Annotated in this window: 21 protein-coding genes and 1 pseudogene; 16 read left to right on the plus strand and 6 right to left on the minus strand. The window is 58.7% G+C overall.

From position 1 onward, the window contains the following. Positions 1-86: 86 nt before the first annotated feature. The gene (locus BLW11_RS00440; RefSeq protein ID WP_048362159.1) at positions 87-1,643 is read left to right on the plus strand and encodes a bifunctional aminoglycoside phosphotransferase/ATP-binding protein; all 1,557 of its coding nucleotides are present in this window, start codon (positions 87-89) and stop codon (positions 1,641-1,643) included. A gap of 325 nt (positions 1,644-1,968) precedes the next feature. Next, positions 1,969-2,241, plus strand: coding sequence for a TfoX/Sxy family protein (locus BLW11_RS00445; protein WP_048362158.1), 273 nt, complete (start codon positions 1,969-1,971; stop codon positions 2,239-2,241). A 232-nt stretch (positions 2,242-2,473) separates the two neighbouring features. On the opposite strand, the pseudogene BLW11_RS00450 reads toward BLW11_RS00445, so the two are convergent. The 3 genes and pseudogenes from BLW11_RS00450 to BLW11_RS00460 form a co-directional block, all read right to left on the minus strand. Continuing rightward, positions 2,474-3,193: pseudogene (locus BLW11_RS00450) on the minus strand (heme ABC transporter ATP-binding protein); the annotation flags it as partial. 47 nt (positions 3,194-3,240) lie between these two features. Next, positions 3,241-4,224 (minus strand): FecCD family ABC transporter permease, encoded by a 984-nt coding sequence (locus BLW11_RS00455; RefSeq protein ID WP_162200701.1) that lies wholly within the window; start codon positions 4,222-4,224, stop codon positions 3,241-3,243. Between the two features lie 50 nt (positions 4,225-4,274). After that, a complete protein-coding gene (locus BLW11_RS00460) occupies positions 4,275-5,150 on the minus strand; it encodes a heme/hemin ABC transporter substrate-binding protein (protein ID WP_048362155.1) in 876 nt (291 codons plus the stop codon). Positions 5,151-5,327: 177 nt separating this feature from the next. Between BLW11_RS00460 and BLW11_RS00465 the strand changes: the two genes are divergently transcribed. Beyond that, entirely contained in the window at positions 5,328-5,666 is a 339-nt protein-coding gene (locus BLW11_RS00465) for a Rieske (2Fe-2S) protein (protein WP_048362154.1), read from the plus strand. On the opposite strand, the gene sfsA is transcribed toward BLW11_RS00465, so the two are convergent. Both sfsA and BLW11_RS00475 read right to left on the minus strand, forming a co-directional pair. Then, positions 5,649-6,356 carry a DNA/RNA nuclease SfsA gene (sfsA, locus tag BLW11_RS00470; RefSeq protein WP_048362153.1) on the minus strand — a complete coding sequence of 236 codons (708 nt, stop codon included), beginning with the start codon at positions 6,354-6,356 and terminating at the stop codon, positions 5,649-5,651. The two genes, BLW11_RS00465 and sfsA, sit on opposite strands and share 18 nt — an antisense overlap. Next, a complete protein-coding gene (locus BLW11_RS00475) occupies positions 6,356-7,528 on the minus strand; it encodes a pyridoxal phosphate-dependent aminotransferase (RefSeq protein ID WP_048362152.1) in 1,173 nt (390 codons plus the stop codon). Before BLW11_RS00475 ends, sfsA begins: the two co-directional genes overlap by 1 nt. Before the next feature lie 322 nt (positions 7,529-7,850). Here BLW11_RS00475 and dksA point away from each other — a divergent pair, with 322 nt between their 5' ends. From dksA to BLW11_RS00535, 13 genes are all read left to right on the plus strand, one after another. Then, a complete protein-coding gene (gene dksA, locus BLW11_RS00480) occupies positions 7,851-8,291 on the plus strand; it encodes an RNA polymerase-binding protein DksA (protein ID WP_016783419.1) in 441 nt (146 codons plus the stop codon). 206 nt (positions 8,292-8,497) lie between these two features. Further along, positions 8,498-9,397: a tRNA glutamyl-Q(34) synthetase GluQRS gene (gene gluQRS, locus BLW11_RS00485; RefSeq protein ID WP_048362151.1), complete on the plus strand. Its 900-nt coding sequence runs from the start codon at positions 8,498-8,500 to the stop codon at positions 9,395-9,397. Positions 9,398-9,475: 78 nt separating this feature from the next. Further along, positions 9,476-9,652, plus strand: a complete 177-nt coding sequence (locus BLW11_RS23690; protein ID WP_003176118.1) for a hypothetical protein — start codon at positions 9,476-9,478, stop codon at positions 9,650-9,652. After that, entirely contained in the window at positions 9,636-12,590 is a 2,955-nt protein-coding gene (locus tag BLW11_RS00490; RefSeq protein WP_162200700.1) for a sensor histidine kinase, read from the plus strand. The genes BLW11_RS23690 and BLW11_RS00490 overlap by 17 nt, the downstream gene beginning before the upstream one ends. 22 nt (positions 12,591-12,612) lie before the next feature. Next, entirely contained in the window at positions 12,613-14,046 is a 1,434-nt protein-coding gene (locus tag BLW11_RS00495; protein WP_048362149.1) for a sigma-54-dependent transcriptional regulator, read from the plus strand. Between the two features lie 727 nt (positions 14,047-14,773). Next, entirely contained in the window at positions 14,774-16,168 is a 1,395-nt protein-coding gene (locus tag BLW11_RS00500; protein WP_048362148.1) for a polynucleotide adenylyltransferase PcnB, read from the plus strand. A 7-nt stretch (positions 16,169-16,175) separates the two neighbouring features. After that, positions 16,176-16,664, plus strand: coding sequence for a 2-amino-4-hydroxy-6-hydroxymethyldihydropteridine diphosphokinase (folK, locus tag BLW11_RS00505; protein WP_048362147.1), 489 nt, complete (start codon positions 16,176-16,178; stop codon positions 16,662-16,664). A gap of 206 nt (positions 16,665-16,870) precedes the next feature. After that, positions 16,871-17,671 carry a 3-methyl-2-oxobutanoate hydroxymethyltransferase gene (panB, locus tag BLW11_RS00510; protein WP_048362146.1) on the plus strand — a complete coding sequence of 267 codons (801 nt, stop codon included), beginning with the start codon at positions 16,871-16,873 and terminating at the stop codon, positions 17,669-17,671. Continuing rightward, positions 17,668-18,528 (plus strand): pantoate--beta-alanine ligase, encoded by an 861-nt coding sequence (gene panC, locus BLW11_RS00515; RefSeq protein WP_048362145.1) that lies wholly within the window; start codon positions 17,668-17,670, stop codon positions 18,526-18,528. Before panB ends, panC begins: the two co-directional genes overlap by 4 nt. A gap of 264 nt (positions 18,529-18,792) precedes the next feature. Then, positions 18,793-20,457: a glucose-6-phosphate isomerase gene (gene pgi, locus BLW11_RS00520; RefSeq protein ID WP_048362144.1), complete on the plus strand. Its 1,665-nt coding sequence runs from the start codon at positions 18,793-18,795 to the stop codon at positions 20,455-20,457. Positions 20,458-20,499: 42 nt separating this feature from the next. After that, the gene (locus BLW11_RS00525; protein WP_048362143.1) at positions 20,500-21,369 is read left to right on the plus strand and encodes an oxygenase MpaB family protein; all 870 of its coding nucleotides are present in this window, start codon (positions 20,500-20,502) and stop codon (positions 21,367-21,369) included. Positions 21,370-21,464: 95 nt separating this feature from the next. Next, positions 21,465-22,478 carry a class I SAM-dependent rRNA methyltransferase gene (locus BLW11_RS00530; protein WP_048362142.1) on the plus strand — a complete coding sequence of 338 codons (1,014 nt, stop codon included), beginning with the start codon at positions 21,465-21,467 and terminating at the stop codon, positions 22,476-22,478. A gap of 108 nt (positions 22,479-22,586) precedes the next feature. Beyond that, positions 22,587-25,499, plus strand: coding sequence for a DUF748 domain-containing protein (locus tag BLW11_RS00535; RefSeq protein WP_048362141.1), 2,913 nt, complete (start codon positions 22,587-22,589; stop codon positions 25,497-25,499). A gap of 256 nt (positions 25,500-25,755) precedes the next feature. On the opposite strand, the gene BLW11_RS00540 is transcribed toward BLW11_RS00535, so the two are convergent. Then, complete coding sequence (locus BLW11_RS00540; RefSeq protein ID WP_048362140.1) at positions 25,756-26,109, minus strand: BON domain-containing protein; 354 nt, start codon at positions 26,107-26,109, stop codon at positions 25,756-25,758. Between the last annotated feature and the right edge of the window lie 101 nt (positions 26,110-26,210).

The raw sequence follows: 26,210 nt of genomic DNA on the forward strand, positions 1-26,210 counted from the left end.
TCATCATGCGCAGCCCGGCGGTTTGCACTCCAGCTGTCAGCCGCCATAATGGCGCATTGAATTTTCCAGACCTTGAAGGATCAACCGTGAGCCAGAACCTGATTGCCGCCCTGCAAAACCCGGACCTCTACCCCCATGAAGTCGATGGATTTCAGGTTATCGAGACGCATATCTCCTGGGTCATCCTCACCGGGCCGTATGCCTACAAGCTGAAAAAGCCGGTCAATTTCGGTTTCCTCGACTTCACCGAGCTCAGTGGTCGCGAACACTTCTGCAATGAAGAGCTGCGCCTGAACCAGCGCCTGACCGAAGGTCTGTACCTCGACGTACTGCCGATCACCGGCACAGCCGAAGCGCCAGTACTGGGAGGCGAAGGCCCGGCGATTGAATTCGCGCTGAAGATGCGCCAGTTCCCGCAAAGCCAGTTGCTGAGCACGCTGCAAGCCAATGGCGAGCTCAATGCCGCCCACATTGACGAAATGGCCCAGCAAATCGCCCGCTTCCACGCGCAAGCGCCCCATGTCCCGCTGGAGCACTATCAAGGCACTCCAGAGGCAGTGATGGATCCAGTCCGTCAGAACTTCGAGCAAATTCGCCCGTTCCTTTCGGATAAAGCCGATCTGCTGCAACTAGATGCTCTCCAGGCATGGGCAGAAGCGAGCTTCACGCGCCTCAAGCCGCTGCTCGAACAACGCAAGGCCGAAGGGTTTATCCGCGAATGCCACGGTGATATTCACCTGGGCAATGCCACGATGATTGATGGCAAAGTCGTAATCTTCGACTGCATCGAATTCAACGAACCTTTCCGTTTCACCGATGTGTATGGCGACACAGCCTTCCTGGCGATGGACCTTGAAGACCGAGGCCTGAAGTGTCTGGCGCGACGTTTTATCAGCCAATACCTGGAGCTGACCGGCGACTACCAGGGCCTTGAGCTGCTGAACTTCTACAAGGCCTACCGTGCACTGGTGCGTGCCAAAGTCAGCCTGTTCAGCATGCCCGCCGAAGCCAGCCCGGTTCAGCGTGCAGCCACACTGCGTCAATACCGCAACTACGCCAACCTGGCGGAAAGCTACAGCACCATTCCTTCGCGCTTCCTGACCATTACCCACGGTGTTTCGGCTGTAGGTAAAAGCTCGGTAGCCATGCGACTGGTTGAAGCTTTGGGTGCGATTCGCTTGCGCTCAGACGTCATCCGCAAGCAGTTGTTCGGCCAGCAGATCGCGGAAAACGCAGTAGGCGATGGCATTTATAACGCTGACGCCACCGCTGCAACTTACGACAAACTGCATGAGCTGGCTGGCATCGTATTGCGCGCGGGCTTCCCCGTCGTGATTGACGCCACCTACCTCAAGCGCGAGCAACGTGATGGCGCTGCCAAAGTGGCAGAAGCCACGGGCGTACCTTGCCTGATCCTCGACTGCACCGCGCCAGACGCCGTGATCGAAGGCTGGCTGGCCCACCGCCAGAGCATTGGCAGCGACCCTTCCGACGCCACGCTGGAAGTCGTCAAGGCACAGCAAGCAAGCCGAGAAGCCTTGGCCGCAGATGAAATCCTGCGTAGCAAGCGTGTTGAAACCCACAACAGCAAAAGCCTCGACACTCTGATTGCGGACATCCGCCAGCGCTTGCCAGGCCTGTAAGCACTTAGACGCCGTGAAGCCGCAATGGCTTCACGGTGCCTCAGGGCAGGATTGTCGTACGGCACGCGCTGGCCAGCGCACCCGGCAACACAAATACGACGTCTGCCCGGACGCCCTTCTGTCGTAGCGGGCCAACCCTCTTGCCCGGTACAAACGCTCTACCCTCTTACGCCCCCCGCCACTGACCGACAAAGTATTTGCTCTTTTCTAGCACCCCTTTGTTCCAAAACCGACTAACGGACTGCGATTTCTCTACTGAGCGCTACACTCAAAAAGATCACATTGCCCCGTAAACGCTGAGCTCACGCCGTCGCAAGGAGAGCTGATGAATGATGAACTCCAGCATTTGAAAAATCTTGGAAAGACATCGGCACAATGGCTACACGCTGTGGGCATTCACAGTGCCTCGGACTTGAAGCGCCTGGGGGCCGTTGATGCCTATCGGGCAGTGAAAGCACGGGGTTTCAGGGCTTCCAAGGTTCTTCTATACGCCATTGAAGGAGCCTTGATGGATATTCACTGGAATGATATTCCCGCCGAGCGCAAGGAAGCGCTGAACCGGCAAGTGGATCAATTAGAAGCTTTGAACAAAACCTGAAGCAGCCATTTCAGGGGCACACGATGAACGGTAAAAAACAGTGATTGACATGGTAATGAGAATTGTTATGATTACGCCATCTGGTCGCGAGACCAGTCGATCTTCTGGAAGGCCCTTGGTTCGGACTCTCAGAAAATCTCCTCATCAGGCTAATCACGGTTATTTGACCCGGCTCTTGCCGGGTCTTTTTTTGCCTGCAGAAAAGCGCCACCCCACCTGCAGCCATACGGCTTCAGCGGGCAATAACCAACGGGCAACCCAGCTCCGGATGAGGTTGCACCAAAACATCCAGTCCAAAGACGGCCTTTAGCGCCTCTGGCTGCAGCACGGCTTGTGGGCTATCCAGAGCACGAGGGCGGCCATCCTCAAGCAGCAACAATCGGTCGCAATAACGCGCCGCAAGATTCAGGTCATGCAGGATGATCAGTACCGCAGCACCGCGGTCAGCGAACGCGCGAATGGCCCTGAGCGTGGTGTGTTGGTGCAAGGGGTCAAGCATCGAGGTCGGCTCATCGAGCAACAAGGTCTGCCCGCTTTGCCCCGGCCACAATTGCGCCAGCACCCGCGCCAGATGCACTCGCTGGCGCTCGCCACCTGATAACGCCAGATAGCTGCGCCCTGCCAAGTGCTCGACATCCGCCGCCTGCAATGCGGCGAGGATAATTTCTGAATCGCGAACACTGCCTGTCTGGTGAGGCAGCCGCCCCATACCAACCACTTCTTCAACACGAAAGGCGAAGTCCAAGGTCGACGTTTGGGGCAAAACGGCAAGGCGCTGTGCCCGCTGCGCCCCTTTCCACTGACTCAAGTGCTGCTGATCCAGCCAGACCTGCCCCCCACTCAGGGGCAACTCCCCGCACAAGGCTGCCAGCAACGTGCTTTTGCCCGCCCCGTTAGGACCCAACACCCCCAGCACTTCGCCCGGGCGCACGTCCAGGGTGACATCCGCCAGTACGATTTTTTGATCGCGACGGATCTGCAGGTTTTCCGTACGCAGCATCAGTGACGACCTCGCAGCAGCAGATAAAGGAAAAACGGTGCACCAAGAAACGCGGTAACAATCCCGATCGGCAGTTCGGCCGGCGCCAGGGCCAGACGCGCAATCAAATCCGCGAACAGCAGCAACGCAGCCCCCGCAAGTACCGACGCAGGCAACAGCACCCGATGATCCGGCCCCGCCAGAAGCCGCACCAGATGCGGCACCACCAGCCCAATAAAACCGATCATGCCTGCTGCTGCCACGGCAGCGCCGACCCCAAGGGCGGTGCAAAACACCAGCTCGCGCTTGAGGCTTTCAACGTCGATCCCCAAGTGATTGGCTTCCGATTCCCCCAGCAACAGCGCATTGAGCGCATTCGCTCGCCGCGGTAGCCACAGTGCAACGCCCACGGTAACAATCAGCAAGGGCCACAGCCGCGCATAGCTTGCGCCATTGAGGCTGCCCAGATTCCAGAACGTCAGCGTACGCAATGTCGCGTCATCAGCCAGGTAGGTAAACAGGCCTACCGCAGAGCCGGCCAGGGCGGTCAGGGCGATCCCTGCAAGCAACATGACGGCGACGTTGGTCTGACCGTTGCGGCGCCCCAACCGATACACCAACGCCGTGACTCCCAACCCACCGAGGAATGCACACAGCGACAGCAGATACGGCCCGATAAATTCCGGCAGCCCGCCAAAAGCAGCTCCGCCTACAATCGCAATGGCCGCACCCAGGGCCGCGCCGCTAGACACCCCCACCAACCCGGGGTCGGCCAGCGGGTTACGAAACAGCCCCTGCATGGCCACACCTGATAGCGCCAGCACCCCGCCAACTGCCAAGCCCAGTAACGTTCGTGGTAAACGGATCTGCCCAAGGATCAACTCGGCCTGCTCCAACCCCTCCCCCTGGATAGGAATACCGAGCAAACGCAGTGCCGCGCGCAAGGTGTCGAACAACGGCAAGCTCACCGGCCCCAACGCCAGCGACAGCCAAGTCGCCAACAGGCACAGCGCACCCAGACCGATGAACAAAGAGCGCGGCTTGACCAGTGTTCTCATTTGTTGGCCGCAGCCGACGGGTAAAAATCAGCCGTCAGTTGCTTCAAGCTGGCTGGCAATCGTGGCCCCAGCCCACCCACCAACAGGGTTGGGTCCAGCTCGTATACACGGCCGTTTTTAGCGGCACGGATCGAAGCCAGTATCGGATTTTCTTTCATCAGCGCTGTACGGGCCGCCTCACCCGTGAGGCTGCGGTCAGCGAACACCAGCACTTCAGGATTCAACCCGGCCAGGGCTTCCACCGAAAACGGCTTGTAGCCCGTGTGGGTGGCCAGGTTATGGCCGCCAGCCCGGGTCAGCAGCCAGTCTGCTGCCGTGTCCTTACCGGCAATCAGCGGTTTGCCGCCTGCGTGCCCCAGTAGCAACAGCACTCCAGGCGCTTTGTGATCCGCTTGTGCAGCCTTGACCTGTAGCTGATGCTGTTCCAGTTGCTGTTGATAGTCCTTGAACAGTTGCGCTGCTTGCGCCTCGTCACCCAACAGGCGCCCCAAGTGCGCCAACGTGGCTTCAAGGCTTGCGAGGTCGGCCCGGGATGAAAACATCTCGACCGGCACACCGGCACCACGGATCTGCACCAGAACAGGCGGCGGGCCGATCTCGTCCGTGCCGATCAAAACATCCGGTTTAAGGCTCAAGATGCCTTCTGCCGAGAGCTGGCGCTGATACCCGATGCTGGGGAGCAACTTAAGTGATTCAGGATGTTGACTGGTGGTATCGACCCCAACCAATTTAGACTCCGCGCCCAACTCGCTGACCCACTCCGAAAGAGCCCCTCCGGCACTGACCCAACGTTGTGGCAACTCGCCGGCCAGGCTGACATGGCTGATCATAAGGCCAGCACAGAGCGTAATCAGGCGTGTACTCAAGCGCATACAGAGGCATTCCTTGAAGAAGAGGGCTCAACGGGACAAAGGTAGTATCACTGCGTGGCAAGAGCACATCGCAGAGCAAGCTCTCTATTTGATAATTGTTTGCATTTGCACGTCAACCTCTTAACCCGCCGGCCCTGGCTCATCAACACAACCGTTTGGCTGCTATTAAGGATTGTCATGAAATTTTTATGCCCCTCAGAGGCACTGGGCGAAGGTGCAAGCCGTGGCTTTGAGCTCGATGAACTGCGCCTGTTCGCAGTTCGTCGTGAAGGCTTGGTCTACGTCTACAAAAATCGCTGCCCTCATCGCGGGGTTTCGCTTGAGTGGCAACCGGATCAGTTTCTCGACTCAAGCGCCAGCCTGATCCAGTGCGCAACCCACTCTGCATTGTTTCTGATCGAAAGCGGGGAATGCGTTGCCGGGCCTTGCACCGGGCAGTTTCTGACAGCCCTTGACTGCCGCGAAGACAGCCAAGGGATATGGATCACGCCACAAGCGTCAGAGGATGACCTCTAATCGGCGATCAACCACGACCGCTTCGGGCGTCAGGCTGACGCCATAGGCCAGTACCTGCACCCCGGCCGCCACCGCCTCACGCAGCGCTGCCGCGTAGCCCGGGTCAATTTCTTCGGCCGGGCGTACCGCGTCGATACCCGTAAGGTTGACGCAATACAACTGGACGGCACGTACCCCTTCCCGCGCCAGAGTCGCAAGCTCGCGCAAATGCTTGGCGCCACGCTGCGTCACGGCATCCGGGAAGGCCGCCACACGGGAGCCGTCAAACCCCAGGGTGACGCTTTTGACCTCGACAAAGGCAAAGCCCTCGGGGTACTCCAGACGGAAATCAATCCGGCTTTTTTCCTGCCCGTAAGCCACTTCGCGCTTGAGCGTGGTAAAGCCGTCAAGTTCTGTAATCACTCCCGCCAGCAGCGCCTCCTCGATCAAGCGATTGGCGCGCCCGGTGTTCACGCACGCCAGCCGCCCTTGCGGGGTTTCGCTGATTTCCCAGGTACCCGGCAACTTGCGTTTGGGGTCATTGGAGCGACTGAACCAAACCTGACCGCCCTCGACCATGCAATTAAACATGGAACCCGTATTCGGACAGTGAATGGTCATCAACTCGCCGGTCGTGGTCTGGATATCCGCCAGAAAACGTTTGTACCGCTTAATCAGCCGCCCTTCTTCCAACTCAGGTGAAAAACGCATCAGCCCTTCCAGCTCTTGAGGCCCAGGGCGATCCGCTCAACGGCTTCCTGCAGGCGAGGCAAGCTCTGAGTGTAGGCAAACCGTACGTGATGCCCGGACTGAAAACGCCCGAAATCCAGGCCAGGGGTAAAGGCTACATGTTGTGTTTCAAGAAAATGCTGACAAAACGCAAACGCATCCCCGCCAAACGCGCTGATATCGGCGTACAGGTAAAACGCACCTTCAGGCTCTACCGCGATGCCGAACCCCAGTTCACGCAAGGCCGGTAACAGAAAGTCTCGACGGCGCCCAAACTCGGCCCGACGCTCTTCCAGAATCGCCAGTGTCTGCGGCTCAAAACAGGCCAGTGCTGCGTACTGGGCCATGCTTGGCGCACTGATGTAGAGGTTCTGTGCGAGTTTTTCCAGGTCGGCCACGGCTTCAGGCGGTGCAACCAGCCAGCCCAGACGCCATCCGGTCATGCCGAAATACTTGGAGAAACTGTTGAGCACAAACGCACTGTCATCGACTTCCAGAACGCTCGCCGCATCACAGCCATAGGTGAGGCCGTGATAGATCTCATCCACCACCAAATGACCGTTTCGCGCCTTGATCGCCACCGACAGGGCGGCCAGTTCATCACGGCTCAACATCGTGCCGGTAGGGTTGGCCGGGGATGCCACCAGGGCACCTACGCTGTTCTGATCCCAGTAGCGCTCGACCAGATCCGCCGTCAGTTGGTAGCGCACATCCGGCCCCACCGGCACCAGCTGTGCAGCACCTTCCACCAAGCGTAGGAAATGTCGATTACATGGGTAGCCCGGATCTGCAAGCAACCAGTGTTTGCCCGGATCAACCAGTAAGCTCGTTGCCAATAACAAGGCGCCAGAACCGCCCGGCGTAATCAGAATTCGTGAAGGGTCGATGCTCAACCCATACCGCTGCTGATAAAACCCCGAGATCGCCTCGCGCAGCTCCGGCAAACCGCGGGCTGCGGTATACCGGGTTTTGCCGGCCGCCAGGGCGGCCTGACCGGCAGCAATGATCGGTTCGGCCGTAGTGAAGTCCGGCTCGCCGATTTCCAGGTGAATCACATCGTGCCCCACAGCCTGCAGCTCGTTGGCACGCGCCAGCAACGCCATCACGTGGAACGGTTCGATTGCGCGGCTGCGCGCACTGTAAGACTGAGCCATGAGCCTGCCTTCCTGGGTATGCAAATAAACGATTCTACCCAAGCAGGACTGCAAGAGAGAGCTAAATACTGTCTTAATCAACCTCTCGATAGAACCAAACAACCCAGGCCTCGGTCACAGCTCGACTAAAATTAATAATCAGGCACTAATCTCAAGTACTGCAGGCCTTGTACGCAACCACTGACAACGGGCTAGACATGCGGGAGTAGCGCGGTCCGATTTGATCTGGTAAGTTCGCCCGCTTGCAGCCGCAGGGCCGGCAGGTGTCGGTGATGTTGCAATCCTGCGCAATGGATTAGAAGAATGAGAGGCGGTCCATTTCATGCCCACACAAGCAAAGCAACAGAATACTCAACTTAGCGGCTTTGAACCCTACGTTGAAAAGAAGGGTGAAGAGTACATGGGCGAGCCCATGCGCAAACATTTCACCAAGATTCTGCAAAAGTGGAAACAGGACTTGATGCAGGAAGTCGACCGCACCGTTGATCATATGAAAGACGAAGCGGCAAACTTTCCTGACCCATCCGACCGCGCGAGCCAGGAAGAAGAGTTCAGCCTGGAGCTGCGTGCACGCGATCGCGAGCGCAAGCTGATCAAGAAAATCGACAAGACGCTGCAACTGATCGAAGACGAAGAGTATGGCTGGTGCGAATCCTGCGGCGTCGAAATCGGTATCCGTCGACTCGAAGCCCGCCCTACTGCGGACATGTGCGTAGACTGCAAGACCTTGGCTGAAATCAAGGAAAAACAAGTCGGCAAGTAATCGCCGGCTTGACCAGATGGGGCGTGCAAACGCCCCATTTTTGTTTCTGCGTTTTGCGCTCCGTAGCATCTGCCAAAGGCTGCGTCCGGCGGCAAAGCCGTCGTAAAAATCAGTCACTGCGGTGTATCCGTCAGACCCGGCACTCAGGGCATACGATCGCTTCGCAATCGGACGCAGCCTACGGCAGCTGCTACGGGATTTATGTAATGACAGCACTCACCTCTACTTCCTCCTACATCGGGCGCTTTGCCCCTACGCCCAGTGGCCATCTGCATTTTGGCTCGCTGGTGGCCGCCCTCGCCTCGTATCTCGACGCCCGTTCTGTAGGCGGTCGCTGGCTGCTGCGCATGGAAGATCTGGACCCGCCGCGCGAAATGCCCGGCGCCCAGGCCGCCATTCTGGATGCCCTTGAGCGCTACGGTTTTGAATGGGACGGCGAACTGGTCCGTCAAAGCGAGCGCCATGAGGCATACGCGCAGGTACTGAACCGACTGTTCAGCATGGGTTTGGCTTACGCGTGCACCTGCTCGCGCAAACAGCTTGAAGGCTACAACGGCATTTACCCGGGCTTGTGCCGCAATGCGGGCCACTCGATGGAAAACGCCGCGATACGCGTACGCGTGCCAGAACTTGAATACCGCTTCGAAGACCGGGTCCAGGGACCATTCGACCAGCACCTTGGGCGAGAGGTGGGTGATTTTGTGATTCGCCGCCGTGACGGGCTGTACGCCTATCAATTGGCCGTAGTGCTCGATGACGCCGCCCAGGGCGTGACGGATATCGTACGCGGCGCCGACCTGCTGGACTCCACACCGCGCCAGCTCTACCTGCAAGAGCTGCTGGGCTTGTCGCCGCCACGCTACTTGCATGTGCCGCTGATCGTACAGCCGGATGGCCACAAACTCGGCAAATCGTACCGTTCCCCGCCCCTGACACCCGACCAGGCCACGCCGCTACTGCTTCGCGCCTTGCGCACCTTGGGTCAGACTCCGGACCTATGCTTGAACGATGCTACCCCGAGGGAAGTGCTCGACTGGGGCATTGCCCACTGGAACGCAGGCAATATCCCGCGCACGCTCACCCTGGCCGAGGCGCAATTACGCTGACAGCCCTTGCAGGTTGCCAGCCATCCGTTACCATCGCCGCACGTTTTTGGGCATGCGGCCTGTAAAAGTGAGGGCGGGATGTATATCTATCGATTGGTCCTGTTGCTGGTTGTCGGGATCTACCTGTTTTCTCCCGCCATCATGGATTGGTGGATCGATGCGACAGGCGCCTGGTACAGGCCCTATCTGCTCTGGCTGATTCTGATCGTTGTGACCTTTATTCTTCAGAGCCAAAAAGATGCCGATGAGCTTTAGCCTGACCCAGATGATCCTGATCAGCGCCGCCTACCTGGGGGTGCTGTTTGGCGTAGCCTGGATCAGTGAACGCGGAATGATCCCGCGCGCAATCATTCGTCACCCGCTGACCTACACCCTGTCCCTGGGCGTTTATGCCAGTGCCTGGGCGTTTTACGGCACGGTGGGTTTGGCCTACGAATATGGCTACGGCTTTCTATCCAGCTACCTCGGTGTTTCCGGGGCGTTTCTACTGGCGCCGGTGCTGCTGTATCCCATCCTGAAAATCACCCGCACCTACCAGCTGTCATCGCTCGCCGACCTGTTCGCCTTCCGCTTTCGCAGCACCTGGGCCGGTGCGCTGACCACCATCTTCATGCTCATCGGTGTGTTGCCGCTGCTGGCCCTGCAAATCCAGGCCGTGGCCGACTCCATCAGCATTCTGACCCGCGAACCGGTACAACACCGCGTCGCCCTGAGCTTCTGCGCCCTGATTACCCTGTTTACGATCTTCTTCGGCTCGCGGCACATCGCAACCCGGGAAAAACACGAAGGGCTGGTGTTCGCCATTGCCTTTGAGTCGGTAATCAAACTGATCGCCATTGGCGGCGTAGGCCTCTACGCGCTCTATGGCGTGTTCGATGGCCCGCAACAACTGGAAGTCTGGTTGCTGCAAAACCAGACCGCCCTCGCCGCTCTGCATACACCATTGCAAGAAGGCCCATGGCGCACGCTGCTGCTGGTGTTTTTCGCCTCCGCCATCGTGATGCCGCACATGTATCACATGACCTTCACCGAGAACCTCAACCCTCGGGGACTGGTCAGCGCCAGCTGGGGCCTGCCCCTGTTCCTGCTGCTGATGAGCCTCGCTGTGCCACTGATTTTGTGGGCCGGCCTCAAACTGGGCGCCACCACCAACCCCGAATACTTCACCCTCGGTATCGGTATCGCCGCCAACAGCAAACCCCTGGCACTACTGGCCTATGTGGGCGGGCTGTCGGCCTCCAGCGGGCTGATTATCGTCACCACCCTGGCGCTCTCGGGCATGGCCTTGAACCACCTGGTGCTGCCGCTTTATCAGCCACCCGCCGAGGGCAACATCTACCGCTGGCTGAAGTGGACCCGCCGCGCACTGATCGTTGCCATCATCATGGCCGGGTATGGCTTTTACCTGCTGCTGGGCGCAGAACAGGATCTCGCCAACCTCGGCATCGTGGCATTTGTCGCCACCTTGCAGTTCCTGCCGGGCGTGCTCTCAGTGCTGTACTGGCCGACCGCCAACCGACGTGGTTTCATTGCCGGGCTGCTCGCAGGGATTCTGGTGTGGATGGCCAGTATGCTGTTCCCGCTGATCGGCAACTTCCAGGGGTTCTACATCCCGTGGCTGAACATGATCTACGTGCTGGACGACACCAGCTGGCACATGGCAGCCATCGCGTCCCTGGCGGCCAACGTGCTGATGTTCACCCTTATCTCGCTGTTCACCAACGCCAGCCCCGAAGAGGCCAGTGCCGCCGAAGCGTGCGCAGTCGACAATGTACGCCGCCCACAACGGCGCGAGCTGCACGCTGCCTCACCGCAAGAGTTCGCCACCCAGCTGGCTAAACCTTTGGGCGCCAAGGCTGCTCAAAAAGAAGTCGAACAAGCGCTGCGCGACCTGTTTTTGCCCTTCGATGAACGCCGCCCTTATGCCTTGCGACGCCTGCGCGACCGCATCGAGGCCAACCTGTCAGGCCTGATGGGCCCCAGCGTCGCTCAGGATATGGTCGAAACCTTTCTGCCCTACAAGTCCGGCGGTGAAAACTACGTTACCGAAGACATTCACTTCATCGAAAGCCGGCTTGAGGACTACCACTCCCGCCTTACAGGTCTGGCAGCCGAACTCGACGCCTTGCGCCGTTATCACCGCCAAACCCTGCAAGAGCTGCCGATGGGTGTGTGTTCCCTGGCCAAGGATCAAGAGATCCTGATGTGGAACAAAGCCATGGAAGAGTTGACCGGCATCCCGGCCCAACGTGTGGTCGGTTCGCGCCTGAGTACCCTGGGAGATCCGTGGCGAGAATTGCTGCAGGGCTTTATCGATCTGCCTGACGAGCACTTGCACAAACAGCATTTGGCGCTGGATGGCCAGACTCGCTGGCTCAACCTGCACAAAGCAGCGATCGATGAGCCTCTGGCCCCTGGCAACAGTGGCCTGGTGTTGCTGGTTGAAGACCTGACAGAAACCCAGATGCTCGAAGACAAGCTGGTGCACTCCGAGCGTCTGGCCAGCATCGGCCGCCTGGCCGCCGGTGTGGCTCACGAAATCGGCAACCCGGTAACCGGCATCGCCTGCCTGGCGCAAAACCTGCGCGAAGAGCGTGAAGACGACGCCGAGTTGACTGAGATCAGCAGCCAGATCCTTGAACAGACCAAACGCATCTCGCGCATCGTGCAGTCCCTGATGAGCTTCGCCCATGCCGGCAGTCACCAGCACAATGACGAGCCCGTCTGTCTGGCGGAAGTGGCCCAGGATGCCATCGGTTTGCTGGCCCTGAACCGGCGCAATTTCGAAGTGCAGTTTTACAACCTTTGCGACCCGGATCACTGGGTCGACGGCGACCCCCAGCGGCTCGCCCAGGTATTGATCAACTTGCTGTCAAACGCCCGTGACGCCTCGCCTGCCGGAAGCGCAGTGCGGGTCAAAAGTGAAGCCAGCGAGCACACTGTCGACCTTATTGTTGAGGACGAAGGGACAGGCATTCCGAAGAACATCATGGACCGATTGTTCGAACCGTTTTTCACCACCAAGGACCCTGGCGAAGGCACCGGTCTGGGCCTTGCACTGGTCTATTCCATCGTTGAAGAGCATTATGGACAAATCACCATCGACAGCCCGGCTGACATTCAAAGCCAACGCGGAACCCGTATCCGGGTGACCCTACCGCGTCATGTCGAAGCGACGTCCGCTGTGAACTGAGACCGTCGAGAGAACTGAATCAATGCCGCATATTTTGATCGTCGAAGATGAAACCATCATCCGCTCCGCGTTACGCCGGTTATTGGAGCGCAATCAGTACCAGGTCAGCGAAGCTGGCTCGGTGCAAGAAGCGCAAGAGCGTTTCAGCATTCCCTCGTTCGACTTGATCGTCAGCGACCTGCGCCTGCCCGGCGCACCGGGCACTGAGCTGATAAAGCTTGGCCAGGGCAAGCCGGTGCTGATCATGACCAGCTATGCGAGCCTGCGCTCGGCCGTTGACTCGATGAAAATGGGCGCTGTGGACTACATCGCCAAACCCTTCGACCACGACGAAATGCTGCAAGCCGTGGCCCGCATCCTGCGTGATCGGCAAAATGCCCAAAGCGTACCCGCCGAGCGCCCTGCCAAACCGGGCATTGCCGACAAAAGCGCTGTGGATAACAGCAACGGTGAGATCGGCATCATCGGCTCCTGCCCACCGATGCTGGACATGTACAGCAAGATCCGCAAAGTGGCGCCAACCGACTCCAATGTCCTGATCCAGGGCGAATCCGGCACCGGTAAAGAACTGGTCGCACGCGCCCTGCACAACCTGTCCAAACGCGCCAAGGCGCCGATGATTTCAGTGAACTGCGCGGCCATCCCTGAATCACTGATCGAGTCAGAGCTGTTCGGCCACGAAAAAGGCGCGTTTACCGGCGCCAGCGCTGGCCGGGCCGGCCTGGTTGAAGCGGCCGACGGCGGCACGCTGTTCCTGGACGAAATCGGCGAACTGCCGCTTGAGGCTCAGGCCCGCCTGCTGCGCGTGTTGCAAGAAGGCGAGATTCGCCGCGTGGGTTCTGTGCAGTCACAAAAGGTCGATGTGCGCCTGATTGCCGCGACTCACCGTGACCTCAAGAGCCTGGCCAAGGTTGGCCAGTTCCGCGAAGACTTGTACTACCGCCTCCACGTCATCGCACTCAAACTGCCGGCTTTGCGCGAACGTGGCCCTGACGTCAACGAAATCGCCCACGCCTTTCTCGCACGCCAAAGCGCACGCGTAGGCCGTACCGACCTGAAATTCGCCCCCGATGCCGAACGAGCCATCAGCCACTACTCATGGCCGGGTAACGTTCGCGAGCTGGAAAACGCAGTCGAGCGTGCCGTGATCCTGTGCGAAAGCCCTGAAATCTCGGCCGAGCTGCTGGGTATCGATATTGAACTGAGCGACCTGCAAGACGACGATTTCATCGGCCTGGCCCCGCAACAGAGCATCGGTAACGGTAACACCAGCCTTGATCCGACCGAAGATCTGTCACTGGAGGACTACTTCCAGCACTTCGTGCTTGAGCACCAGGATCACATGACCGAGACCGAACTGGCCCGCAAACTCGGGGTCAGCCGCAAGTGCTTGTGGGAACGGCGCCAGCGCCTGGGTATTCCTCGGCGCAAAACAGGCGTACCGAGCGAAGGCTAGCGCACACAACGCGCAAAACTGTTACCGCAGATTAAATACGTAACAAAAGCCGGGTCTTACGGTAACGATGACCCGGCTTTTTTTTGCCCTGAAAAAAGTAAAAACCCTAGAAAACCCTTATTTTGCTGGGCCGCGCAAAAGTTGGCACGACACCTGCTATATGTATTTGTATAAGAACAATAAGAATCACAGCAACACACAATAAAAATAAGACGTATCGGCTCACGCATAACAAAAACAACACGGCGGAGGCGCAGCTAACTGATTCTTTTGGAGAGGTGTTGTCATTGGGGCTTGCCCCACGACTAGGCAGAGAACAACAAAACTGCACTTTAAAGCAGAGCCTGAACTAGTTGGATCACTGATCACATCAACACAGCGACCAAAGCAATCCGTTTGCTCTTATCTCCCGATTGGGAGGGTTACACAGGCAAAACCTCTGTAACCAGGGCGATTAACAAAAACAAAAAGCCCGCAATCAATAATAAAAATAGAGCACGTAACTAATTCTGGGGGAGCTTCGGCTCCCCTTGTGGTTTCTGCGATTTAACAAATCCTCTGAACGTCTAGCCCGCATCTCTTACCGCTTTTTCTGCTTGCAGCTTGCGGCTTCGCTCGCAAGAGAAGCTAAGCGTCCTACACCATCCCCTGACTAAATGCTAGAATCCCCGCCCATCATGCGGTCATTCTTCGTTTTGGCCGAACATTCCTTCAAACAGTGCATCCCATGCTGAAGAAGCTGTTCCAGTCACTCCGTTCTCCCAAGCGTCGTACGCAACAACTGCGCAGCACCCCTGAAGTGCTCAACAGCAGCCAACACTCGCTGCAACGTGCCCAGTTCAGCCGCTACGCGGTCAATATCGTCGAACGCCTGCAGAACGCCGGTTACCAGGCCTATCTGGTCGGCGGTTGCGTACGCGACATGCTGCTCAACATCACGCCAAAAGACTTTGACGTCGCCACCAGCGCGACGCCCGAGCAAGTGCGTGCCGAGTTTCGCAATGCGCGAATCATCGGTCGGCGCTTCAAGTTGGTCCACATCCACTTTGGTCGCGAAATCATTGAGGTCGCCACCTTCCGTGCAAACCACCCGCAAAACGACGAAGAGGAAGACAGCAACCAGTCCTCGCGTAACGAAAGCGGGCGTATTTTGCGCGACAACGTTTACGGCACCCTGGAAGAAGACGCCCAGCGTCGTGATTTCACGATCAACGCCCTGTATTACGACCCGGTCAGCGAGCGCATCCTCGATTACGCCAATGGCGTACACGATATTCGCAACCGCCTGCTGCGCCTGATCGGCGACCCGCAACAGCGCTACCAAGAAGACCCGGTACGCATGCTGCGTGCAGTGCGTTTTGCCGCCAAGCTCAACTTTGGCATCGAAAAACACACCGCCGCACCGATTCGTGAACTGGCGCCGATGCTTCGCGAGATTCCGTCGGCACGTCTGTTCGAAGAAGTGCTCAAGCTGTTCCTCTCGGGCAACGCTTCAGACACCTTTGAAATGCTGGTCGACCTCGAGTTGTTCGATCCTTTGTTCCCGGCCAGTGCCGAAGCTCTGGAACACAACCCGACGTACACCCACACCCTGATCAGCGAAGCCTTGCGCAACACCGATCTGCGGATCAAACAGGGCAAGCCGGTGACCCCGGCATTCCTGTTTGCTGCGTTGCTCTGGCCTGCCCTGCCGGCTCGCGTGGAGTACCTGCAAGATCGCGGCATGCCTGCCATCCCTGCCATGCAGGAAGCAGCGCACGAACTGATCGCCGAGCAATGCCAGCGCATCGCTATTCCCAAGCGCTTCACCATGCCGATCCGCGAGATCTGGGACATGCAGGAACGCTTGCCGCGCCGCAGTGGCAAACGCGCCGACATGTTGCTCGACAACCCGCGTTTCCGTGCCGGCTATGACTTCTTGCTGTTGCGCGAAAGCGCAGGTGAAGAGACCAACGGCCTGGGCAAATGGTGGACCGACTATCAGGACGCCAATGACAGCGGTCGCCGCGACATGATTCGCGACCTGAGCAACGCCAAGGAAGACGGCACAGGGCCTGCCCCGCGCAAACGTCGCCGCACCAGCGGTGCCAAGCGCAAACGCAGCGCAGCCGCGGACGAGTAAGCGATCGATGGAACGTATCTACATTGGAATGGGCAGCAATCTGGCTGACCCGGCAGATCAATTGCACAGTGCTGTCCAGGCATTGGCGCAATTGCCTGACTCCCGACTTGTCGGGGTTTCAGCGTTCTATCAAAGCGATTCGTTGCTGGCGGGTCAGCCACGCTACACCAATGCAGTGGCGGCCATCGACAGCACACTGGCACCTTTGGACTTGCTCGATGCGCTACAAGCCATCGAGCTTGACCAGGGCCGCGAACGTCACGAGCGCTGGGGCCCGCGCACCCTGGACCTGGATATCCTGCTGTTCGGCGATCACCTGATCGACGAGCCACGCCTCAAAGTCCCGCATTACCACATGCAGGCCCGCCCTTTCGTACTCTACCCGCTGGCCGAACTGGCCCCTGCCGGGTTGAAACTCGCCGACGGCCGCACTCTTGCCCAGCTATTGGCGGATTGCCCGTTTGTCGGTCTTGAACGTCTCGGCACCCAGCGCTGAAACGAATCAATAAGTGCGCAGTAACACCCAGAATTGACTTCCCGTGTCCTCGTCACGACTATAGGCATCCCGCTGCCGCCTACTGGGCGGCGCAATGTGAAAAGCAGGCTTTATAAGCACCCCTTTAAGCGGTGTGCCTGTTCATAACGATGAATCACACGCGTTACTCGCAGTGGTTATCACACTGCCTGACGAGGATCCTTTTCATGCCAGCTATTACCCTGACCACCCTGCAAAGCCTTAAGCAGAAAGGTGAAAAAATCACCATGCTGACGTGCTATGACGCCACCTTCGCCCATGCCTGTAATCAGGCCGGTGTTGAAGTGCTACTGGTAGGCGACTCCCTGGGCATGGTTCTACAAGGGCATGACAGCACATTGCCTGTGACGACCGCCGAAATGGCCTACCACGTGGCCTGCGTCAAACGCGGCAACCAGGACGCCCTGATTCTCGCCGACATGCCCTTTATGGCTAACGCGACACTCGAACAAACCCTGAACAACAGCGCCCTGCTGATGAAGGCCGGTGCGCATATGGTCAAAGTCGAAGGCGCGGTCTGGCTGGCCGAGTCGATTCGCGTCATGACCGAGCGCGGCATTCCGGTCTGCGCGCACATGGGCCTGACCCCGCAAACCGTGAACGTGCTGGGTGGCTACAAAGTGCAAGGCCGCAACGAAAATCAGGCCCGCCAAATGCGCGCCGATGCCATTGCCCTCGAGCAGGCGGGCGCGGCCATGCTGCTGCTTGAATGCGTACCGAGCGAGCTGGCTGCAGAAATCACCCACGCGGTCAAAATCCCGGTGATTGGCATCGGCGCCGGCAGCGAAACAGACGGCCAGGTCCTGGTGCTGCACGACATGCTCGGCCTGTCATTGACCGGTCGCTCGCCCAAGTTCGTGAAGAACTTCATGACTGGCCAGCCTGATATCCACAGCGCCCTCAGCGCGTATGTAGCTGAAGTCAAAGCCGTCAGTTTTCCTGGTACCGAACACGGATTCTCTGCATGAACACAGTTAAAACCGTTCGCGAATTGCGTGCCGCTGTCGCCCGCGCACGCCGTGAAGGCAAACAGATCGCCCTGGTTCCGACGATGGGCAATCTGCACAGTGGCCACGCCGCCCTGGTGACCACTGCCGCGCAGCAAGCCGACTTTGTGGTTGCGAGCATTTTTGTAAACCCGCTGCAGTTTGGCGTAAACGAAGATCTTGATACCTACCCGCGCACACTGGCAGCCGATCAGGAAAAACTCCTGCAAGCGGGCTGCCATTTACTGTTCGCCCCCAGCGTTGAAGAAATGTACCCCAACGGCATGGGCGGACTGACCCGTGTCACCGCCGCCCAACTCAGCAACGAACTGTGCGGGAGCCGTCGTCCGGGGCATTTCGACGGTGTAACCACCGTGGTCACAAAGCTGTTCAACATGGTTCAGCCGGACCTCGCGATCTTTGGGCAGAAGGACTACCAGCAGTTGGCAGTCATTCGTGCCATGGTCAACGACCTCAACATGCCGGTCCAGATCATCAGCGAACCCACCGTGCGCGCCGACGATGGCCTGGCGCTGTCATCGCGCAACGGTTACCTGACTGAAGAGCAACGCGCCCTGGCGCCAGCGCTGTACCGCCACCTGAGCGAGATGGCACGCGCCATCGTTGCCGGTGAGCGCGATTACCCGGCACTGGTAAGCCAGCACCTGGCGCACATCGAAGCCACAGGCTTTCGCCCCGACTACCTGGAAGTTCGTCACGCGCGCACCTTGCTCCCGGCACAACCCACTGACCGCGACCTGGTGATTTTGGTCGCGGCGTACCTGGGCGCTACGCGCTTGATCGACAACATACACTTAAACCTCGACAGCCCGCTCTGACAGAACGGGCTGTGCGGAACCGCGGAATGACCCGCACTCCATAACGAAACACTGAATCGCTTCAGCACGTGTGACGCAGCGGTGACAAAAGTTACTGTTTGTTGTCAGACAAAGCCAAGACAGAAGCAGGCGAGAGGGTTACTGTAATCGCCCTGCTTCTAGCTGACGTGCAGAATCAGACCGACCGAACACCCCGCCAGCAATAAAGGGTGTAGGCGTATTCAGTGTCCAAGGCAGTTCAAGCAAAAAAGGATATCCGCAGCGATGGCGTACTACCGCACCCCTCATGACGTTACCGCTCTGCCCGCTTGGCAAGCGTTGAAACTACACCGTGCCAGCATGCAAAATTTCAGCATGCGCGACGCGTTTAACAGCAACCCCAAGCGTTTTGAAGAATTCACCCTGAGCAGCTGCGGGCTGTTTCTGGACTACTCGAAAAACCTGATCAACAACGAGACCCGCGACCTGATGGTCAACCTCGCCAACGAGGTCGACCTCAAAGGTGCGATCAAGTCGCTGTTCAGCGGCGAAATCGTCAACGCCTCTGAAGGCCGTCCGGCCTTGCACACTGCGTTGCGCCGCCCTGTTGCCGACAAACTGTCGGTCAACGGCGTGAATATCATGCCCGAGGTGCACAAAGTCCTGAACCAGATGACCGAGCTGGTCGGCCGGATTCACGACGGCCTGTGGCGCGGTTACACCGAAAAGCCGATCACCGACATCGTTAACATCGGTATTGGCGGCTCGTTCCTGGGCCCTGAGCTGGTCTCTGAAGCGCTGCTGTCCTACGCCCAAAAAGGCGTGCGCTGCCATTACCTGGCGAACATCGACGGCAGTGAGTTCCATGAGCTGACCGCAAAACTGCGCGCAGAAACCACACTGTTCATCGTTTCGTCAAAATCCTTCAACACCCTCGAAACCCTGAAAAACGCTCAGGCAGCACGGGCCTGGTACCTGGCTCAGGGCGGTTCGGAAGCAGAACTGCATCGCCACTTCATCGCCGTGTCGAGCAACAACGCGGCGGCTGTAGCCTTCGGTATTCGTGAAGAAAACATCTTCCCGATGTGGGACTGGGTCGGCGGGCGTTACTCGCTGTGGTCGGCCATCGGCTTGCCAATCGCCCTGGCAATCGGCATGTCCAACTTCAAGGAGCTGCTGTCCGGTGCCTACACCATGGACCAGCACTTCCAGACCGCTCCGTTTGAACAGAACATGCCTGTACTGATGGCCGCACTAGGTGTCTGGTATGGCAACTTTTGGGGCGCTCAAAGCCACGCGATCCTGCCGTACGACCACTACCTGCGCAACATCACCAAGCACTTGCAACAGCTGGACATGGAGTCCAACGGCAAGAGCGTCCGCCAGGACGGCACGCCAGTGTCCACCGACACGGGCCCGGTGATCTGGGGTGGCGTGGGATGCAACGGTCAGCACGCGTATCACCAGTTGCTGCATCAAGGCACCCAGCTGATCCCGGCCGACTTTATCGTGCCGATTGTCAGCTTCAACCCGGTTGCCGATCACCATCAGTGGCTGTACGCCAACTGCCTGTCGCAAAGCCAGGCGCTGATGCTGGGTAAGACCCGCGAAGAAGCCGAAGCGGAACTGCGTGACAAAGGCATGTCCGAAGAAGAAGTGCAAAAACTTGCGCCGCACAAGGTGATTCCGGGCAACCGTCCGAGCAACACCCTGGTGGTTGAACGCATCAGCCCGCGCCGTCTGGGCGCACTGGTTGCGCTGTACGAGCACAAGGTCTTTGTACAAAGCGTGATCTGGGGCATCAACGCCTTCGATCAGTGGGGCGTGGAGCTGGGCAAAGAGCTGGGCAAGGGCGTTTACAATCGCCTGACCGGCAGCATTGAAGACCCTGCCGATGATGCATCGACCCAAGGTCTGATCAACTACTTCCGCGGTCGTCATCGCGGTTGATTGATAGCCGGCCAGTCTCCCCGACTGGCCGGCCGAGGTTCCATGGAATTTATCCGCATCCCCATCGAACGCCAGATCATGAGCCTGACCGGGCTTTCACTCGGCCAGCTCGACCTCGAAAATCCCAAAGGCGACCCCGGCCTATTCGGCCCGGACTCCATCAGTTGGCAGGTACATGGTGATTTCACCAGCATGCTGATTGGCGGCATCAGCGCCTTGATGCTGCAAGCCTTGCATCCACTGGCATTGGCCGGGGTGTGGGACCACTCCAATTTCCGTCAGGACATGCTGGGCCGGCTACGCCGTACCGGGCAGTTCATTTCCGGCACCACGTTTGGCGCCACAGGTGATGCCAACTGGCTGATCGAAAAGGTGCGCACCATTCACCTGCAAGTCACAGGCACCGGCCTTGATGGCCGCCCGTATGCCGCCAGCGATCCCGAGTTGCTGACCTGGGTGCATGTGGCCGAAGTCAGCAACTTCCTCGCCGCCCATCTGCGCTATCGCAACCCTCATTTATCCGGCGCAGATCAGGACCGTTACTACGACGAAATCGCCATGATCGCTGAACGCCTGGGCGCCACAAACGTGCCCCGTTCCCGTCAACAAATCGCTGATTACCTTGACCGTGTGCGCCCGCAATTGCTGTGCGATGAACGCAGCCACGAAGTGATTCGTCTATTGCTCAACGCCCCCTCCCCCAGCCTGCTGGCCAAACCCTTCAGGGCACTGATGATGCAGGCCGGTATCGACTTGCTGCCGGACTGGGCCAGCGACCAGCTTGGCCTTTACCAGCGCCCATTGACCCGCAAGCTGGTACGGGCGGGCGTTAACAGCACAGCGCCGATCCTGCGCTGGGCCGTGCGCAATGGTTCGGTGCAACGGGCGCGGCGGCGTATGGGGCTTGGCTGAAAATCGCTGGCAGGCCAGCTCCCACAGGTTCAAGACCTCCCTGCCCCCGCTTCTGTTAAACTGCCGCGCCTTATCCATCCCCCAAGGCGCACCGCATGTCTTCCTTGAATCAGGCGCTGCGCGCCGCCCTCGATAACCGTCAGGACTTGCTGGCCGAGCTGCATGCTCAGAGCACTGACTGCTATCGCCTGTTCCACGGCAGCCAGGAAGGCGCTGGCGGCCTGACCATCGACCGTTACGGCCCGCAACTGCTGGTGCAAAGTTTTCACCAACGCCTTGAGCGCGATGACTTGCTGCAACTGCATGACGCCATCAACCGCCACCTGAGCCTTGACCTGCTGCTGGTCTACAACGACCGCTCCCAGGGCAACTCGCGCATTGATCGCGAAGACACTGTTTATCGCGCCGAAGAAGCCGCGCTTGAAGACACCGTCGGTCATGAATGGGGGCTGAAGTACCGCGTACGCGGGCGCCATGCCGGTCAAGACCCGCTGCTGTTTCTCGACCTGCGCAACGCTCGTGGCTGGGTCAAAGAGCACAGCGCCGGTAAAAGCGTGCTCAACCTGTTCGCCTACACCTGTGGCGTCGGCCTGAGTGCCGCCGCCGGTGGTGCCAGCGAAGTCTGCAACCTCGATTTCGCCGAAGGCAACCTGGCGGTTGGTCGCGAAAACGGCCTGCTGAACCCCGAACTCCCCAAGATGAAGTTCGTGCAGTCGGACTATTTTGCCGCCATCCGCCAACTGGCCGGGCTGCCGATCATTCAACGCCGCCACAAGCTGCCTGCCTACCCGCGCCTCGATCAGCGTGAATATGACCTGGTGCTGCTCGACCCGCCGGCCTGGGCAAAGAGCGCGTTCGGCACGGTCGACCTGCTGCGCGACTATCAGAGCCTGCTCAAGCCCGCGGTATTGGCAACCGCACCGGATGGTGTGTTGATCTGCTGCAACAACCTGGCAAAAGTGGGTATGGACGACTGGCGCGAACAGGTACTGCGTTGCGCCGAGAAAGCTGGTCGTCCGGTTCGCGACTGGCAAGTGCTGACCCCGGCCAGTGACTTTCCGTCCATGGATCAGCAGCCACCGCTGAAAACGCTGATTTTGCAGTTCTAAAACCCCAGCCGGGAAATAAAGCCCCCACTAAAAGAGGGCGTCCGTCTCGGAACCAGAATCGCGTGCCATACTCAAAAGCACTTCCGACTGCTATAGACGACGCCCCACATGCTCAAAGGATTGATCCGCGCCATTGGCGCCGTGCTGATTGCTATCGCACTTTATAGCGTGCTGGGCTTCCTGATATTGCCCGGCATCGGCTTGCGCATCATCAACCAGCAACTGGCCAACTACGCCACGGTGCCGGCAAAACTCGACCGGCTGGAATTTAATCCTTTCAGCCTGGAGCTGACATTGTGGGGCTTGAAAGTCGGCGAACCGGGCAAGGAGCAAGTCGGGTTAGAGCGTCTTTATGTCAATCTGCAAACCGACAGCCTGTGGACCAAAGCCCTGCACCTGGCCGATGTGCAGCTGGACAAGCCTAAAACCGAGTTGCTGTTCAGCAAGGACGGCACGCTCAATCTGACCCAACTGTTCAAGCTCCCTGCCAGCGACCCGACCCCGACCGATCCCGACAGCAAACCTTTCCCGGTGCGCATCGACAACATCAAGCTCGCCGACGGCTACCTGCACTTCACCGATATGCGCCCCGGCGAACCCATCGAATTCCTGTACGACTCGATGGACCTTGAACTGAAAAACCTCAGCACCCTGCCCGATGACAACGCCGACATGACGCTGGTAGCGGTAGGCCCCGCAGGCGGGCGCGTTGACTGGAGCGGTACGCTGAGCATCGTGCCGATCACCTCCACCGGCAAACTGAAAGTCACCGATGGCAAGATGAAAACCTGGTGGCCCTATGTGCGGGACGCACTGCCACTGGTGCTTGAAGACGGCGTCCTGAACTTCAGCACCGATTACACACTCAACCTGTCCAAAGAAACCGAGATGGTGCTCAGCAACGCCTCGGCCAGCATCACACCGCTCAAAATCAATGCCCCGGACGGACGCCCACTGGTGCGTCTTGAACGCCTGGACGTTAGCGATACCAGCGTAGACCTGGCCAAGCAAAAGGTGGTTGTAGGCAAGATTCAGAGCAAGAACCTCGAAACCTGGGCCGCCCGCGAGAAAGACGGTCAGCTTGACTGGCAAAAGCTGTTTGCCAGCCAACCCGAAAAAGCAGCGCATAAAACGGACGAGGTGGTGACGGTTGAAGCACCAAAACCTGCGCCCGTGGCACCGAGCAAACCCTGGGAAGTGCTGCTCAAGGATGTTGAGCTGCGCGACTATCGTGTACACCTCGCCGACAAAGAGCCCAAAACCCCGGTGGCGCTGGATATCGGGCCGCTCAACCTGAACCTCAAAGACTTCGACAGCCTGAACCGCTCCCCCTTCACCCTCAACCTCGACACGGGTGTGGGCAAACAGGGCCAGCTCACGGCTAGCGGCGACGTCAACCTGAGCCCGGTGAGCGCCAGGCTCAAAGTCACGACCAAAGACATCGACCTGCGCGTAGCCCAGGCCTACATCGACCCCTTCATACGCCTTGAGCTGCGCAGCGGCATGCTCGGCAGCGACCTGGCAGTCAATCTCAAAAGCACCGAACCACTAGCCTTTACCGTAGAAGGCCGGGCCCAGGTCGACCAGCTGCACACACTGGACACGCTGAAAAACCGCGACTTTCTCAAGTGGCAGAAACTGGTACTGGACGACGTGAAGTACCAGCACGGTGACAGCCTCTCGGTGGCCCGGGTCAATCTCGAAAAACCCTATGTGCGCTTCATGATCAACGACGATCGCACCACCAACGTCGATGACCTGCTGATCCCGCAGCCCGCAGGCAGCACTGCCAAGAGCACGGCCAGCAAGAGCAGGCCGCTTGGCATCCATATAGGCGCGATTGCGATCAACGACGGCTCGGCCAACTTCGCCGACTTTAGCCTGACACCGAACTTCCAGACGGCTGTTCAACAGCTCAACGGCCAGATCGGCACCATCGACAGCCGCAATGCCAAGCCAGCCCCGGTCAACATAGCGGGCAAAGTCGACCGCTATGCGCCAGTGACCATCAAGGGCAGCGTCAACCCGTTTGACCCGATGGCCAGCCTGGACATCGCCACCAGCTTCAAACGTGTCGAACTGACGACCCTGACCCCCTACTCCGGCAAGTTTGCCGGCTACCGCATCCGCAAGGGTCGCCTGAACCTCGATCTGCATTACATGATCAGCAACGGTCAGCTCAAGGCCGAGAACAAACTGGTGGTCGAGCAGTTGCAGCTGGGGGAGAAAGTCGACAGCCCCGATGCAGTGGATCTGCCGATCAAACTGGCGATTGCCTTGCTCAAGGACACCGACGGCAAGATCTCCATCGAACTGCCGATCAGCGGCGACCTCAACAATCCGCAGTTCAGCGTGATGCCGATTATCTGGCAGACCGTACGCAACCTTGTGCTTCGTGCCGCACAAGCTCCCTTCAAGTTCATTGGCGGGCTGATCAGCGGTGGCGGTGCCGAGGACCTGGGCACAGTGTCGTTCGCGCCAGGATCAAGCGAGCTGAGCCCTGAGGCGCAAAAAGCGCTGACCACTCTGGCCCAGGCACTTAAGGAACGCCCGGCCCTGCGCCTGGAAATCGAGGGCACCGCCGCACAGAGCAGCGATGGCCCGCACATCGCGCAGGACCGTCTTGAGCGCGAGTATCAATACAACTTCTACAAGATCCTCCAGCGCCGTGGAGACAAGGTGCCAGCCCAGGCATCCCTGCTCAAAGTGCCGGAGGATGAGAAGGCTGCCTTGCTGGAAGGTATTTACCGCACCCGCCTCAAACAGCAGCCGCCTGCCGAGTGGGCAGATCTGAGCCGTGATGAGCGATCTGCCAAAATGAGTGCCGCACTGATCGACTTCTGGAGCAAGAGCGAAGTGCTGTTGCGCCAACTGGGTCAGGACCGCGCAAGCAGCATCAAGGACTTCCTGGTGGACAAAGGCCAATTGGCTGACGACCGCGTGTACTTCATCGATGCCACGCTGGGTGAGGCCGAAAGCGATGGCCGGGTGATCTCACCGCTGCACCTTGATAGCGAGTAAGCATCTGACGATGCCTGGAGCCCTGCTGGCCATCCAGACGATTCGGTTCGCCTGACTCTGCGCAGTGATGCAATCGCTGGCAAGCCAGCTCCCACACAAACGGTACCCCGCAAATAGAACAGCCCCCGACGCAAGCGCCGGGGGCTGTAATGGTCACATCCGTGTGACCGTCGCATGAACCTCTTTAAAAGCCAGCAGGCGTATTACTTGAATCACCTGCTTCGACTTTGTCCCCCGGTTCTACGAGCAAGAGGGGTTATTCCGCTTTCAGGCCATCAGCCGAGACAGCTTTGACGCCTTTGATCTTTTTGGCGATGGCAACAGCTGTGGTTTTTTGAGCTTCAGTTACTGGGACCATGGAAGATAGGGAAACAACACCTTTGTTCGTTTCAACCTTGATATCTGTGCCTGGAATGCCTTTTTCAGTAACAAGATCAGCTTTCACTTTGGTCGTGATCCAGGTGTCAGAAGTAGCTTCCTTGGCTTTGGTTACTTCGCCAGCAGCCACGACCATAGGTGCCTGGTTAGTCGCTTGAGCAGCAAATGCAGCGTTGGCCATGGTCAGGGTCAGAGCGGTGGCAGTTGCAGCAGCGATAGCGAACTTCTTCATACGAGTAACTCCTGTCTTCTTCAAAATCTGCGCCGTCATCTGGCAGCAGGGTTACCTATAGTGTTGCAGGGGTTGTGCCAACTTCCATTTTTAATAAAACC

The organism is Pseudomonas deceptionensis, from assembly GCF_900106095.1.
In the GTDB taxonomy this organism is placed as follows: domain Bacteria; phylum Pseudomonadota; class Gammaproteobacteria; order Pseudomonadales; family Pseudomonadaceae; genus Aquipseudomonas; species Aquipseudomonas deceptionensis.

What these genes read in the sequence shown, in the direction of transcription:
- folK (WP_048362147.1), top strand. Translation starts at nt 16,176, where the DNA reads ATGGAACGTATCTACATTGGAATGGGCAGCAATCTGGCTGACCCGGCA.
- BLW11_RS00530 (WP_048362142.1), top strand. Translation starts at nt 21,465, where the DNA reads ATGTCTTCCTTGAATCAGGCGCTGCGCGCCGCCCTCGATAACCGTCAG.
- BLW11_RS00540 (WP_048362140.1), bottom strand. Translation starts at nt 26,109, where the DNA reads ATGAAGAAGTTCGCTATCGCTGCTGCAACTGCCACCGCTCTGACCCTG.
- BLW11_RS00495 (WP_048362149.1), top strand. Translation starts at nt 12,613, where the DNA reads ATGCCGCATATTTTGATCGTCGAAGATGAAACCATCATCCGCTCCGCG.
- BLW11_RS00445 (WP_048362158.1), top strand. Translation starts at nt 1,969, where the DNA reads ATGAATGATGAACTCCAGCATTTGAAAAATCTTGGAAAGACATCGGCA.
- BLW11_RS23690 (WP_003176118.1), top strand. Translation starts at nt 9,476, where the DNA reads ATGTATATCTATCGATTGGTCCTGTTGCTGGTTGTCGGGATCTACCTG.
- BLW11_RS00475 (WP_048362152.1), bottom strand. Translation starts at nt 7,528, where the DNA reads ATGGCTCAGTCTTACAGTGCGCGCAGCCGCGCAATCGAACCGTTCCAC.
- panB (WP_048362146.1), top strand. Translation starts at nt 16,871, where the DNA reads ATGCCAGCTATTACCCTGACCACCCTGCAAAGCCTTAAGCAGAAAGGT.
- BLW11_RS00535 (WP_048362141.1), top strand. Translation starts at nt 22,587, where the DNA reads ATGCTCAAAGGATTGATCCGCGCCATTGGCGCCGTGCTGATTGCTATC.
- BLW11_RS00465 (WP_048362154.1), top strand. Translation starts at nt 5,328, where the DNA reads ATGAAATTTTTATGCCCCTCAGAGGCACTGGGCGAAGGTGCAAGCCGT.
- dksA (WP_016783419.1), top strand. Translation starts at nt 7,851, where the DNA reads ATGCCCACACAAGCAAAGCAACAGAATACTCAACTTAGCGGCTTTGAA.
- BLW11_RS00460 (WP_048362155.1), bottom strand. Translation starts at nt 5,150, where the DNA reads ATGCGCTTGAGTACACGCCTGATTACGCTCTGTGCTGGCCTTATGATC.
- pgi (WP_048362144.1), top strand. Translation starts at nt 18,793, where the DNA reads ATGGCGTACTACCGCACCCCTCATGACGTTACCGCTCTGCCCGCTTGG.
- gluQRS (WP_048362151.1), top strand. Translation starts at nt 8,498, where the DNA reads ATGACAGCACTCACCTCTACTTCCTCCTACATCGGGCGCTTTGCCCCT.
- sfsA (WP_048362153.1), bottom strand. Translation starts at nt 6,356, where the DNA reads ATGCGTTTTTCACCTGAGTTGGAAGAAGGGCGGCTGATTAAGCGGTAC.
- BLW11_RS00525 (WP_048362143.1), top strand. Translation starts at nt 20,500, where the DNA reads ATGGAATTTATCCGCATCCCCATCGAACGCCAGATCATGAGCCTGACC.
- BLW11_RS00490 (WP_162200700.1), top strand. Translation starts at nt 9,636, where the DNA reads ATGCCGATGAGCTTTAGCCTGACCCAGATGATCCTGATCAGCGCCGCC.
- panC (WP_048362145.1), top strand. Translation starts at nt 17,668, where the DNA reads ATGAACACAGTTAAAACCGTTCGCGAATTGCGTGCCGCTGTCGCCCGC.
- BLW11_RS00500 (WP_048362148.1), top strand. Translation starts at nt 14,774, where the DNA reads ATGCTGAAGAAGCTGTTCCAGTCACTCCGTTCTCCCAAGCGTCGTACG.